The 12,368-nt window shown below is 71.9% G+C and carries 11 protein-coding genes and 1 tRNA gene; 5 read left to right on the top strand and 7 right to left on the bottom strand.

Annotated elements, in window-relative coordinates:
* Positions 1-47: 47 nt before the first annotated feature.
* From ACQPWW_RS29070 to ACQPWW_RS29060, 3 genes are all read right to left on the bottom strand, one after another.
* The gene (locus ACQPWW_RS29070) at positions 48-2,249 is read right to left on the bottom strand and encodes an MMPL family transporter (protein ID WP_433126923.1); all 2,202 of its coding nucleotides are present in this window, start codon (positions 2,247-2,249) and stop codon (positions 48-50) included.
* Positions 2,249-2,836 carry a TetR/AcrR family transcriptional regulator gene (locus ACQPWW_RS29065; protein ID WP_433126922.1) on the bottom strand — a complete coding sequence of 196 codons (588 nt, stop codon included), beginning with the start codon at positions 2,834-2,836 and terminating at the stop codon, positions 2,249-2,251. Before ACQPWW_RS29065 ends, ACQPWW_RS29070 begins: the two co-directional genes overlap by 1 nt.
* Positions 2,837-2,936: 100 nt before the next feature.
* A complete protein-coding gene (locus ACQPWW_RS29060; protein ID WP_433126920.1) occupies positions 2,937-3,368 on the bottom strand; it encodes a winged helix-turn-helix transcriptional regulator in 432 nt (143 codons plus the stop codon).
* A gap of 78 nt (positions 3,369-3,446) precedes the next feature.
* On the opposite strand from ACQPWW_RS29060, the gene ACQPWW_RS29055 reads away from it, so the two are divergent.
* From ACQPWW_RS29055 to ACQPWW_RS29035, 5 genes are all read left to right on the top strand, one after another.
* Positions 3,447-4,994 (top strand): MFS transporter, encoded by a 1,548-nt coding sequence (locus ACQPWW_RS29055; protein ID WP_433126919.1) that lies wholly within the window; start codon positions 3,447-3,449, stop codon positions 4,992-4,994.
* A gap of 31 nt (positions 4,995-5,025) precedes the next feature.
* Positions 5,026-5,985 (top strand): DNA polymerase domain-containing protein, encoded by a 960-nt coding sequence (locus ACQPWW_RS29050; protein WP_433126918.1) that lies wholly within the window; start codon positions 5,026-5,028, stop codon positions 5,983-5,985.
* Positions 5,986-6,050: 65 nt separating this feature from the next.
* Positions 6,051-6,500 carry a helix-turn-helix transcriptional regulator gene (locus tag ACQPWW_RS29045; RefSeq protein WP_433126917.1) on the top strand — a complete coding sequence of 150 codons (450 nt, stop codon included), beginning with the start codon at positions 6,051-6,053 and terminating at the stop codon, positions 6,498-6,500.
* Between the two features lie 5 nt (positions 6,501-6,505).
* Complete coding sequence (locus tag ACQPWW_RS29040; RefSeq protein ID WP_433126915.1) at positions 6,506-6,916, top strand: VOC family protein; 411 nt, start codon at positions 6,506-6,508, stop codon at positions 6,914-6,916.
* Positions 6,917-6,949: 33 nt separating this feature from the next.
* Positions 6,950-9,319, top strand: coding sequence for an ATP-binding cassette domain-containing protein (locus ACQPWW_RS29035; RefSeq protein WP_433126913.1), 2,370 nt, complete (start codon positions 6,950-6,952; stop codon positions 9,317-9,319).
* Positions 9,320-9,382: 63 nt separating this feature from the next.
* On the opposite strand, the gene ACQPWW_RS29030 is transcribed toward ACQPWW_RS29035, so the two are convergent.
* From ACQPWW_RS29030 to ACQPWW_RS29015, 4 genes are all read right to left on the bottom strand, one after another.
* A complete protein-coding gene (locus ACQPWW_RS29030; protein ID WP_433126911.1) occupies positions 9,383-9,805 on the bottom strand; it encodes a hypothetical protein in 423 nt (140 codons plus the stop codon).
* 97 nt (positions 9,806-9,902) lie between these two features.
* Positions 9,903-9,977 (bottom strand) — tRNA-Arg (locus ACQPWW_RS29025).
* A gap of 93 nt (positions 9,978-10,070) precedes the next feature.
* Entirely contained in the window at positions 10,071-10,766 is a 696-nt protein-coding gene (locus tag ACQPWW_RS29020) for a winged helix-turn-helix domain-containing protein (protein ID WP_357806557.1), read from the bottom strand.
* 930 nt (positions 10,767-11,696) lie between these two features.
* The gene (locus ACQPWW_RS29015) at positions 11,697-12,368 is read right to left on the bottom strand and encodes a DUF305 domain-containing protein (protein WP_433126909.1); all 672 of its coding nucleotides are present in this window, start codon (positions 12,366-12,368) and stop codon (positions 11,697-11,699) included.

Genomic DNA, 12,368 nt, shown 5'->3' with positions numbered 1-12,368 from the left:
GAGGTGCGGAGCCCGACGGGCGTCGCACCTCCCTCGCGTGGACGGGGTCAGACGTGGGTGGGCGTGCGGTCCTCCAGGTGGGTGCGGAGGCCCTCGCCTTCGATGTCCACGTTCGGCAGGGCACGGGAGAGCCAACCAGGGAGCCACCAGGCGCGGTCGCCGAGCAGCGACATCACCGCCGGGACGATGGTCATCCGGACCACGAACGCGTCGATGGCGACGCCGACCGCGAGGGCGAAGCCCATCGACTTGATCACCGGGTCCTCCAGGAAGACGAAGCCCCCGAAGACCGACATCATGATCAGCGCGGCGGCGGTGACCACCCGGGCGCCGTGCCCCATGCCGCTGATGGTGGCCTGCCGGGCGGACTTGCCGTGGACGAAGTCCTCCCGCATCCGGGACACCAGGAACACCTCGTAGTCCATGGCGAGCCCGAACAGGATGCCGATGAGCAGGATCGGCAGGAAGCTGATCAGCGGGCCCGGCGTGTCCAGGCCGACCAGGTCGGCGAGGTGCCCCTGCTGGAAGACCGCCACCGTGATGCCGAACGTGGCGGCGACGGTGAGCAGGAAGCCCAACGCGGCCTTGACCGGCACCAGCAGTGAGCGGAACACCAGCATCAGCAGCAGCACCGAGAGCCCGACCACCAGCAGCAGGTACACCGGCAGCGCGTCGGAGAGCTTCTCGGAGACGTCGATGCCGATCGCGGTGACGCCGGTGAGCAGCACGTCCACGTCGCGGATCCCGCTCACCGAGGCGCGGATGTCGTGCACCAGGGTCTCGGTGGCCTCGTCGGTCGGGCCGGTCTTCGGCACCACGCCGAGCAGCGCGGTCCGGCCGTCCGGGCTGAGCTGGGGCGGCGCCACCGCGAGGACGTTCTCGGTGCGCTGGAGCAGCGCTGTCACCTGCGGCACGGCGGCCGAGGTGGCCTGCGGGGTGTCACCGGCGACCACCACCGCGAGCCGGCCGGTGAAGCCCGCCCCGAAACCCTCGACGGTCAGGTCGTTCGCCACCCGGGCGGGCGAGCCGACGGCGGCCGTCGCGGCGCCCGGCAGGGCCAGCCGCATGTCCGGCGTGGGCAGCGCGAGCAGACCCAGGCCGAGCAGGCCGACCAGGATGACAGGTACGCGGAAGCGGGTGACCAGCCGCGCCCAGCGGAACCCGAACCGGGACTCGTCCTCGGCGGCCGGCCGGTCGGCGACGCCCGAGTGGTCGACGGCCGCGCCCTGCTCGTCGGTGACAACTGCCCGCAGCCGGCGGGGGAGCACCCGGCGGCCGGCGAAGCCGAGCAGCGCCGGCTGGAGGGTGATCGCGACGAGCACCGCGACGGTGACAGTGCCCGCGGCGGCGAGACCCATCACGGTGAGGAACGGAATGTTCACCACTGCCAGCCCGGCCAGCGCGATGACCACTGTCGCGCCCGCGAAGAGCACCGCGGACCCGGCGGTGCCGACCGCCCGGCCGACCGCCTCCTCCGGGGACAATCCGTCGAGCAGGTTCTGCCGGTGCCGCGAGGTGATGAACAGTGAGTAGTCGATGCCGACCGCGAGGCCGAGCATCAGCGCCAGCACCGGGGCGGTGCTGGTGAGCTCGACGACGCCGCTCAGCGCGAACAGCCCGGCCATCCCGACGCCCACGCCGATCAGCGCGTTGAGCATTGTCATTCCGGCGGCGACGAGTGAACCGAACGTGATGATCAGAACGATCGCGGCGACCAGGACGCCGAGCGCCTCGGTGGAGCCGATCTCCGGCTCGCTGCCGAGCACCTCGCCACCCGGGGCGACCTGCCAACCCTGTGCCTTGGCCGCCGCGCCCACCTGCTCGTACGCGGTGCGCTGCGCGTCGGTCACGTCCTCGCCGAACTGGACCTGGATCAGCGCGTACCGGCCGTCGGGCGTGACCGCGCCGGCCTGCAACGGGTTGACCGCGCCGACCACGCCGGGCAGCGTCGAGGCCTGCTCGACGAGTTCCTGCACCACTGCCTTGCCCTGCGGGGTCGCCAGTTGGCCGTCGGCAGGCGCCTTGAGGGTGATGGTGCCTGTCGCGCCGCTGGCCGCGGGGAACTGCTCGGCGAGCAGGTCGAGCGCGCGCTGGCTCTCGGTGCCGGGCATTGTGAAGTTGCTCGCCGTCGGGCCGCGCAGGGTCGCCGCGGCCAGGCCGGCGACGACGAGTACGACGAGCCAGAGCGCGACGACGAGCCGTCGCCGGCGCAACGCGCCCCGGCCGAGCCGGTAGAGCAGGGTGGCCATCAGGAGTCCTTGTCCTCGGTCGTGGGTGGTTGGGGCAGGGGTGCGTCGACGGGTTCGACGGCCCGCCGGACGAGGGTGAGCAGGGCGGCGCGCAGCTCGTCGTCGGGGATGTCCGCGAACTCGCCGCAGGCCTCGGAGATCCCGGCGAGCAGCACCAGCGCGGCGATCCGGGCGCCGGGCCGGTCGGAGTGTCCGGCCAACGCGTCGCGCAGGCGGTCGGAGATCTGCTGGATGTGCGCGAAGGCCGGCTGGCAGAGCAGTTCCGGGAACTCGCCGCGCAGCACCGCGATCTCCCGCCGGAACCGGACCGCGAGGTCGACGAAGCCCTGTGCGGCGACCTCCTGCGCGGCCGAACCGGTCAGGCCGGTGAGTCGGTCGTCGAGGTCCCGCAGCACGCCGATCGCCGGGGCCATCAGCTCGGCGAGCAGGGCTTCCTTGTTGGCGAAGTGGTAGAGCACCGTGGCCTTGGAACAGCCGACCTCACGGGCGATGTCCTGCAGGGAGGTGCCGCGGTAGCCACTCACCGTGAACTGACGCGCCGCCGCGGCGAGGATCTCGCCGTGCGTCTCGGACACCGCTCTGGCCATTGCCGGTCCACCTCCGCAGACCAGCATGCCTGACCGATCGGTCAGAGCCTGACCGATCGGTCAGACTTCGGTGGTGGCGTTCCCCACACCCGGTGGGGGTTTATCCGGCGTGCTCGGCGTCGTAGCTGGTCCGCGCCTCGGCGATGGCGCGGCGGTGCCGCTCGGCCCAGCTGGTGAGGGCCACCAGCGACTCGTAGAGCTCCAACGCCATCGGGGTCGCCGCGTACTCGACCTTGGGTGGGACGGTCGGATAGACGGTGCGGCGCAGCAGGCCGTCACGTTCCAGGTTGCGCAGCGTCAGGGTGAGCATGCGGCGGCTGATGCCCTCGATGTGCCGCTCCAGCTCGGTGAAGCGCACCGGCCCGTGCGAGGCGGCCACCAGGATGCTGATGCTCCACTTGCCGCCGACCCGGTCGAGCACCTCCCGGACGGTGCACGCCCGAGCCTGCCCGGGCGTGAACGGGACGTTCTCGGCCGCGCAGGTCACCTCGGCCTCGACCAGCGCGGACACATCGCTGTTCCCCTGGGACATGAGAGTGCCTCCTTCCGCTCCGGTTCATGGTCACAGACGATGGCCTCGGTAACAAACCGTGTACCAAGGAGGAATTTCATGGATCGGGTCGTCCCATCCCGCTGGCCCGCGCTGCTCGTACTCTGCGCCGGCAGCCTGATGATCATCCTGGATGGCACCGTCGTGGCGGTGGCGCTGCCCGCCGTACAACGCGATCTGGGCTTCACCGCCGCCGGCCTGGCGTGGGTGGTCAACGCGTACCTTGTCGCGTTCGGCGGGCTGCTGCTGCTCGCCGGCCGACTCGGCGACCTGCTCGGCCGGCGGGGAGTGTTCCTGGCCGGCGTCGCGCTGTTCACGCTGGCCTCGCTGGCCTGCGCGGTCGCCACCGGGCCGACGCTGCTCGTCGCCGCGCGCTTCGGCCAGGGCGTCGGTGGGGCGCTGGCCATGGCGGTCAGCCTCGGCATGATCGTCCGGCTCTACCCCGAACCCGCCGAACGGGCGCGGGCGATCGCCGTGTTCAGCTTCACCGGCGCGGCCGGCGCGTCGGTCGGCACCGTCGCCGGCGGAGTGCTCACCGAGGCGGCCGGGTGGCGGGCGATCTTCCTGGTCAACCTGCCGATCGGGGCGGCCATCCTGCTCGCGGCCGTCCGCCGGCTCCCGGCCGAACGGGGCATCGGCCTGCGGGCCGGCCTGGACCTGCCCGGCGCGCTGCTCGTCACCGCCGGCCTGATGGCCGCCGTGCTGGGCATCGTGGGGACCGGCGAACACGGCTGGACCAGCCCTCGGACCCTCGGCGCGGTCGCCCTCGCGGCGCTGCTGCTCGGCGCGTTCGTGCTCCGTCAACGGGTGGCGGCGACCCCGCTGGTGCCGGCCCGGGTGCTGCGCGTCCCGGGTCTGGCGGCGGCGAACGCCGTGCAGTTCCTCATGGTCTGCGCGTACTTCGGCTTCCAGTTCCTGCTCGCCGTGGAGCTGCAACTGGTGCTCGGACTGGACGCCGCCGCGACCGGCTGGGCCTTCCTGCCCACCCCGGTGGTGATCGCGGTGGTGTCGCTCGGCCTGGCCGGTCGGCTGATCGCCGGCTGGGGCGCCCGGACCGTGCTGCTGGTCGGGCTCGGCCTGGCCGCCGTCGGCTTCCTGCTGCTCGCCCGGCTGCCCGCCGACGGGGCCTACGTCACCGCCGTACTCCCGGCGATGCTGATCTTCGGGGTGGCCGGCGGCCTGACCCTGCCGGCCGTCACCACCCTGGCCATGGCCGGCGCGACCGACACGGACGCCGGGCTCGCCTCCGGCCTGGCCAACACCACCCAGCAGGTCGGCGGGGCGGTCGGCCTGGCCGCGCTGGCCACCCTGGCCGCCTCCCGTAGCGACGGCCTGCGGGCCGCCGGCTGGGCCGAGACCGCCGCGCTCGCCGGCGGCTACCGGACCGCGTTCGCCGTGGCCGCCGGTCTCGTGGTCGCCGCGTGGCTGGTGGCGTTGACCACCCTGCCCCGGCGCTCGACCGGCCTGCCCCGACGCTCGACCGGCCTGCCCCGACGCTCGACCGGCCTGCCCCGACGCTCGATCGGGCCGTCGTCGGCAGCCGATCCGTCGGGCCCGGCCGCGGTAGGCGCCGGAATCGATCCGCACCGGAGCGCCGCGTCCGGTTGACCGACGGCACCGGGGCCGCAAGGGTGGTCGGGTGAGCAAGGCTGACGAGACCCGGGACGGCGTGGCCCTGACCAACCTGGACCAGCCGCTGTCCGACCGCGACGACGCGACCAAGCGAGACCTGGTCGACTACCTCGACGCCGTCAGTGGGCGGATCCTTCCCCAGCTGCGGGACCGCCCGCTGTCGGTGATCCGGGTCCGCCCCGGGCAGCCGCCCTTCATGCAGAAGAACCTGCCCCGCTACACCCCGGACTGGGTCCGCCGGGTGCCGGTCTGGGCGGAGGCGTCGCACCGGGAGATCTCGTACGCCCTCTGCGACGACCGGCGCACCCTGCTCTGGTTCGCCAACCAACGGGCTGTGGAATACCACCCGACGCTGGCCACCACTGCGGAACCGCACCGTCCGACGCACCTGGTGCTCGACCTGGACCCGCCGGAGGGTGACGGCTTCCGGGCGGCCGTCGACGCGGCCCTGCTGGTCCGTCAGGCGCTCGCCGACGCCGGCCTGACCGGTGCGGTCAAGACCAGCGGCGCCAAGGGCGTGCACGTCTTCGTCCCGGTGGCCGACGGACCCACGGCGGAGGAGTTGGCCGCCGCCACCCGGGCACTCGCCGTCCGCGCCGAGCGGCTCGACCCGGCGCTGGCCACCACGGCGTACATCAAGGAGGACCGGGGTGGCCGGGTCTTCGTGGACGCCACCCGCTCCGGCGGCGCGACGGTGGTGGCCACGTACAGCCCCCGGCTGCGCCCCGGGATGCCGGTCTCCTTCCCGGTCGACTGGGCCGACCTGACCGAGGTGGCCCCGGCCGACTTCACCATCCGGACCGCGCCGTCGCTGCTCGGCGACGGTGATCCGTGGGCCGCGCTGATGCCGACGCCGCAGCCGCTCCCGGCCGACCTGGTCGCCGAGGGCCGGACCATCCCGGTGGCCCGGGTGCAGGCCATGCACGAGGGGAAGCGCCGGGCCCGCGCCCGCCGCGAGGCCGGCTGACCGGGTTGGCAGGTCCGCCGCCGGCGAGCGGTCGAATGTCGGAGGGTTGTGGCACGATTTCCCAGGTGAGCAGCAAACCCGACGCCAGCCGACGACTGGACGACCTGGCGCGCCTGCGGCGGGTCCGCGACCGGATCGACAGGGAGTACGCGCAGCCGCTCGACGTCGAGGCGCTGGCCCGGGGCGCGCACATGTCGGCCGGGCACCTCAGCCGCGAGTTCCGCCTCGCCTACGGCGAATCTCCCTACAGCTACCTCATGACCCGGCGCATCGAGCGGGCGATGGCCCTGCTGCGCCGTGGCGACCTGAGCGTCACCGACGTCTGTTTCGCTGTCGGTTGTTCGTCGCTGGGCACCTTCAGCACCCGCTTCACCGAGCTGGTCGGGGTGCCGCCGAGCGTCTACCGGCGGCAGGCCGCGCAGGCGACGGCGGGGATGCCGTCGTGCGTGGCGAAGCAGGTGACCAGACCGGTCAGGAATCGAGAAGCGCGGGTCACCGCGGCGCAACTAGCGTGACCAGCATGGACATCACCATTCATTCGAGTTTCCTGCCGCACACCGACCCGGAGGCCTCGCTGGTCTTCTACCGCGACATCCTCGGCTTCGAGGTCCGCCTCGACGTCGGGTACGAGGGGATGCGGTGGATCACGGTCGGGCCGGTCGGCCAGCCCAGCACCGCCATCGTCCTGCACCCGCCGGCCGCCAATCCCGGCCTCACCGACGACGAACGGCAGACCATCCTCGAGTTGATGGCCAAGGGCAGCTACTTCGGCGTCAACCTGGCCACCACCGACCTCGACGCCACCTTCGCCAAGCTGGAGGCCACCGAGGCCGAGGTGGTCCAGGAGCCGACCGAGCAGCCGTACGGCGTACGCGACTGCGCCTTCCGCGATCCCGCCGGCAACCTGATCCGCATCCAGGAAGTGCGCTGAGTCCTGCGCGCGCGCCCGACAGATGGAGACACCATGAGCCCCTCCACCCCGCACGTCGCGGACAGCCACGATCTGATCCGTGTACAGGGCGCGCGCGTCAACAACCTCAGGGACGTCAGCGTCGAGATCCCGAAGCGCCGACTGACGGTGTTCACTGGCGTCTCCGGCTCCGGCAAGAGCTCGTTGGTGTTCGGCACCATCGCCGCCGAGTCGCAGCGGATGATCAACGAGACGTACAGCGCGTTCGTGCAGGGCTTCATGCCGACCCTGGCGCGGCCCGACGTCGACCTGCTGGACGGTCTGACCACGGCGATCATCGTGGACCAGGAGCGGATGGGCGCCAACGCCCGGTCCACCGTCGGCACCGCCACCGACGCCAACGCGATGCTGCGCATCCTGTTCAGCCGCCTCGGGCAGCCGCAGATCGGCTCGCCCAACGCGTACTCCTTCAACGTCCCCTCGGTGAAGGCCACCGGCGCGATCACCGTTGATCGTGGCGCGGGCAAGACGAAGACCGAGAAGGCGACCTTCACCCGGCTCGGCGGGATGTGCCCGCGTTGCGAGGGCATGGGTTCGGTCACCGACATCGACCTGTCGGCGCTGTACGACGACAGCCGCTCCCTCAACGAGGGCGCGATCACGATTCCGGGCTACAGCATGGAGGGCTGGTACGGCCGGATCTTCCGCGGCTGCGGCTACTTCGACCCGGACAAGCCGATCGGCAGGTACACCAAGCGGGAGCAGCACGACCTGCTCCACCGGGAGCCCACGAAGATCAAAGTCGACGGGATCAACCTGACGTACACGGGCCTGATCCCGTCGATCCAGAAGTCCTTCCTCGCCAAGGACATCGACGCGTTGCAGCCGCACATCCGTGCCTTCGTGGAGCGGGCGGTGACCTTCACGACCTGCCCCGACTGCGCCGGCACCCGGCTCAGCAAGGAGGCCCGGTCGTCGAAGATCAACGGGAGGAACATCGCCGACGCGTGCGCGATGCAGATCAGCGACCTCGCCGCCTGGGTCCGGGAGATCGAGGAGCCGTCGGTGGCCCCGTTGCTGGCGGGGCTGCAACACCTCCTCGACTCGTTCGAGGAGATCGGCCTGGGTTACCTCTCGCTCGACCGGCCGTCGGGCACCCTCTCCGGCGGGGAGGCGCAGCGCACCAAGATGATCCGCCACCTCGGCTCGTCGCTCACCGACGTCACCTACGTCTTCGACGAGCCGACGATCGGCCTGCACCCGCACGACATCCAGCGGATGAACAAGCTGCTGCTCCAACTGCGCGACAAGGGCAACACAGTGCTTGTCGTGGAGCACAAGCCGGAGGCCATCGCCATCGCCGACCACGTCGTCGACCTCGGTCCCGGCGCCGGCACGGACGGCGGCACCGTCTGCTACGAGGGCAGCCTGGACGGCCTGCGGGCCAGCGGCACCAGCACCGGTCGCCACCTCGACGACCGGGCCGCCCTCAAGGAGACGGTACGCACACCCACCGGCAAACTGGAGATCCGTGGCGCGACGGCCAACAACCTCCAGGACGTGAACGTCGACGTACCGCTCGGGGTGCTCGTCGTCCTCACCGGTGTCGCCGGCTCCGGCAAGAGTTCGCTCGTGCACTCCTCGATCCCCGCCGGCGCCGGTGTGGTGTCGATCGACCAGGGCGCGATCCGTGGCTCACGGCGGAGCAACCCGGCCACGTACACCGGGTTGCTCGACCCGATCCGCAAGGCGTTCGCGAAGGCCAACGGTGTGAAGCCGGCGCTGTTCAGCGCCAACTCCGAGGGCGCCTGCCCGAGCTGCAACGGCGCCGGTGTCATCTACACCGACCTGGGGATGATGGCCGGTGTCGCAGCGCCCTGTGAGGACTGCGAGGGCAAGCGGTTCCAGGCGTCGGTGCTGGAATACCGTTTCGGCGGTCGCGACATCAGCGAGGTGCTCGCGATGTCGGTGACGGAGGCCGAGAAGTTCTTCGGCGCCGGCGATGCGCGTACGCCGGCCGCGCACGCCATCCTTGACCGGCTCGCCGACGTCGGGCTCGGCTACCTCAGCCTGGGCCAACCGCTCACCACCCTGTCCGGCGGCGAGCGGCAGCGGCTCAAGCTGGCCACCCACATGGCCGAGAAGGGTGGCGTCTACGTCCTCGACGAGCCGACCACCGGCCTGCACCTGGCCGACGTCGAGCAACTGCTCGGCCTGCTCGACCGCCTCGTCGACGCCGGCAAGTCGGTGATCGTCATCGAGCACCACCAGGCGGTCATGGCGCACGCCGACTGGATCATCGACCTCGGTCCCGGGGCCGGCCACGACGGGGGCCGGATCGTCTTCGAGGGCACCCCCGCCGACCTCGTCGCAGGTCGCTCCACCCTCACCGGGGAACACCTGGCGGCGTACGTCGCCGGCTGACCGCCCGCCGCCGGCCGATCGGCTACGCGACCGGCGGCTGACCGCCTGCCGCCGGTCGATCGGCTAGGCCACCGGCGGTCGGGCGTGCCGGGCCGTCGTGCCGGCGAGGACCCCGCAGGTGGCGGTGATCAGGCCGAGGGCGGCCGTGGCCGGGTTGACGTACCCGGGCACGGTCGAGGTGACATACGCGCCCCCACCGCCGGTGCGGCACTCGAAGCGGAGCGGCAGATAGCCGACCTCGTACCCGTCGACCTGGCTTGCCCGCTGCGTCCCGGCCTCGCGGCAGGGCGCGATCGGGAACGAACCCGCCCCGCCGTCCTCCGCCTGCAACACGGCGAAGCCGAGGTGGAGCAGGCCCCACGCGTACACGGCAATGGCGCCCGCGCCCGCGAGCAGCGCCGCCGCCCGCAGCCGCTCGTTCTTCCCGACAACCGCGCGGACCCCACGGACGGTGAGAACCGTCGCGGTCACGGCCCCGATCAGCATGACGACATTCTTGATCTTGCCTGGTCGCGAGCGCAAAAAACCGGGCGCGGGGAGCCGTCATGCTCCTGCGCCCGGCAACGATCCGGTCCTGCTTTCCTGGTGCCCCCGGCAGGATTCGAACCTGCGCCCCCGCCTCCGGAGGGCGGTGCTCTATCCCCTGAGCTACGGGGGCTCAGCGACTGGAGAAGACTAGCAAACCTGCTCCGCGTACGCCGAATCGGTATCGGGTGAGCCGATCGTGTCGGCAACCGCGCCCACCCGATGCTCAGGCGGCCGCGATCGCCCGCCCGCAACTGGGTAGCGGGTGCAGGACGATTCGCCGGGGGAGCCGACGGGGCCACTCGTTGCGCGGCCAGGAGCCGTCCACGATCAGATGCACGGTGCGCTGCTCCTCGCCGCTGAGCCGCAGCACGAAGTCGCGGGGGAGCGGCGGGTCCACCGTCGGCGTGGTGATCATGAAGCGCACCCGGCCGCGGGACGAGACCGCGGAGATCACGTCGGCCGCCGGCATGGTGCCCCGCAGCCGGATCCGGCCGATCCAGTAGACCTCGGCGAGGTGCTCCTGGGCGGCCCGGGTGATCGCCGGGTACTCGCTGCGGACCCAGCGCTCGACCGCGCTGACGCAGAGCCCACAGGCCCGCTCGCGCGGCTCGCGCGGACCCAACCCCCACGCCCGCAGGTACGCCCCGACCGCCCCGGCATCCAGCGGCAGATCGAATCGGCGCTGGATGAGGGTGGTGAGGCTCTGCCTCGTCCACAGCTCCTCGTCCAGGCCGAACTCGTCGGGGTGGACGCCCCGCAGCGTGTCGATCAGTTCGAGTTCCTGTTCGCGGCTGAGCATTCCCGGCTCGCCCTGCCGCTGTCCGCGACGGACGGCTGCCACCGCCCCGTCACCGCCGATGGTGTGGCGTCGGCACCAACTGGTGACCGAACGCCGTGCGTCTCTGAGTGCAACCCCCACGTCTTGGGCAACGAGCACGAATCGCAACTGGTCACGATATGTGCGGAGAAAACTCTCTAAGCAACGTAATCGCCCGTGCCTCGCGATTGCCGCACACCGGACATACCGGGTCGTTGACGGCGCAATGCGGCGACCGCCCACCCTTGATCGACTCGGCTTCCAGGAAGTCGGGGCGTCCAAGTCCCGTTGAAGGCCCGACTTCCTGAAACCCGAGTCGATCACCGTGATGGGCGGGGCTGAACAGGCCGAGTGGCGGGCAGGCCGGGTGGTGAGTAGGCCAGGTGATGAGCAGGCCGGGTGGCGAGCAGTCCGGGCGGTGGGCAGGCCGGGTGGCGAGCAGTCCGGGCGGTGGGCAGGCCGGTCGGCGAGCAGGCCGGGCGGTGGGCAGGGCAGGCCGGGTGGCCGGGCATGGGACGCAAGCCGCTGGGTGCGCGCCTTGGTCGACTCGGGTTCCTGTAAGTCGGTGTGTCCCGCTTGCGTCGACGGCCCGTTTTCCTGAAACCCGAGTCGATCACCCCGGTGGGCGGGGGCTAGGTAGGCCGGACGGCTGGGCAGGCTGGGCGGTGGGCGGTGGGCGGTGGGCGGGGGCTGGGGCTGGGCGGTGGGCGGTGGGCGGTGGGCGGGGGCTGGGCAGGCCGGGCGGCGAGCAGGCCGGGCGGCGAGCAGGCCGGGCGGTGGGCAGGCCGCGTGGCCGGGATGGGACGCAAGCCGGTGGGTGCGCGCGGTGGTCGACTCGGCTTCCTGGAAGTCGGGGCGTCCGGGTCCCGTCGACGGCCCGGTTTCCTTGAACCCGAGTCGATCACGGCCCGGTGGCCCGGTGGTGCGGTGGTCCGGTGGTGCGGTGGTGCGGTGGTGCGGTGGTATGGGGCGGGCCCGCGTCCGCGCCGGTGAGCGGCGGGGACGCGGGCCCGGTACGCCCGTTCCGGTCGATCAGCCCTTGGCTGCCTGCGCCTGGAGCTGTCGGAGGTTGTTCAGCTCGGTCTGCTGGGTGGACTTCATGGTCTGCGCCACCCGCACCACCTCGGCGTTGTCGGTCTCGTCGAGAGCCGCGTCGATCATGTGGATGCCGCCGAGGTGGTGGTTGTACATCAAGGTCAGGAACTGCCTGTCGACCTCGATGCCCTTGGCGTCGCGGAGGGCTGTCATCTGCTGCGGCGTGGCCATTCCCGGCATCAGCCCGTCCTTGACGGTGGCTCCGTCGGACATCCACGACATCGGCGGCTTCGACCCGGTCGGGCTGAGGCCCCATTCGCGGAGCCAGGTCTGCATGGCACCGATCTCGCCCTGCTGACCGGTGGCGATGTCGACGGCGATCTGCCGCACCTCGGGCAGGGTCGCCGACCGGTACGCGATGAGGCTCATCTCCACCGCCTGCGCGTGGTGGGTCGTCATGTCCCGGGCGAAACCCGCCTCGACCGAGGCGTCACCGGGTCGGGTGAGCCGCGGGGTGAGCAGACCGCCGGCGTACCCGAGGAGCAGCCCCACCACCACCATGATGGCGAGCGCCAGCACGCCGTAGCGCGACGCCGGGGCGCGGCCATCCTCGTCGGGGACGGCCGGGCTGTCGTCGTACTCGTTGTCGGTGGTGGCGGGGGCGGTCAT

Origin of the sequence: Micromonospora sp. CA-240977, assembly GCF_050942285.1 — a bacterium.
In the GTDB taxonomy this organism is placed as follows: Bacteria; Actinomycetota; Actinomycetes; order Mycobacteriales; family Micromonosporaceae; genus Micromonospora.
Note: the sequence above shows the minus strand (reverse complement) of the source record. Positions and strands in the feature narration are given on the sequence as shown.

Excerpts from the sequence above, each read along its gene's own strand:
- ACQPWW_RS29070 (WP_433126923.1), bottom strand. The coding sequence starts at position 2,249 with ATGGCCACCCTGCTCTACCGGCTCGGCCGGGGCGCGTTGCGCCGGCGA.
- ACQPWW_RS29065 (WP_433126922.1), bottom strand. The coding sequence starts at position 2,836 with ATGGCCAGAGCGGTGTCCGAGACGCACGGCGAGATCCTCGCCGCGGCG.
- ACQPWW_RS29060 (WP_433126920.1), bottom strand. The coding sequence starts at position 3,368 with ATGTCCCAGGGGAACAGCGATGTGTCCGCGCTGGTCGAGGCCGAGGTG.
- ACQPWW_RS29055 (WP_433126919.1), top strand. The coding sequence starts at position 3,447 with ATGGATCGGGTCGTCCCATCCCGCTGGCCCGCGCTGCTCGTACTCTGC.
- ACQPWW_RS29040 (WP_433126915.1), top strand. The coding sequence starts at position 6,506 with ATGGACATCACCATTCATTCGAGTTTCCTGCCGCACACCGACCCGGAG.
- ACQPWW_RS29035 (WP_433126913.1), top strand. The coding sequence starts at position 6,950 with ATGAGCCCCTCCACCCCGCACGTCGCGGACAGCCACGATCTGATCCGT.
- ACQPWW_RS29030 (WP_433126911.1), bottom strand. The coding sequence starts at position 9,805 with ATGCTGATCGGGGCCGTGACCGCGACGGTTCTCACCGTCCGTGGGGTC.
- ACQPWW_RS29015 (WP_433126909.1), bottom strand. The coding sequence starts at position 12,368 with ATGACCGCCCCCGCCACCACCGACAACGAGTACGACGACAGCCCGGCC.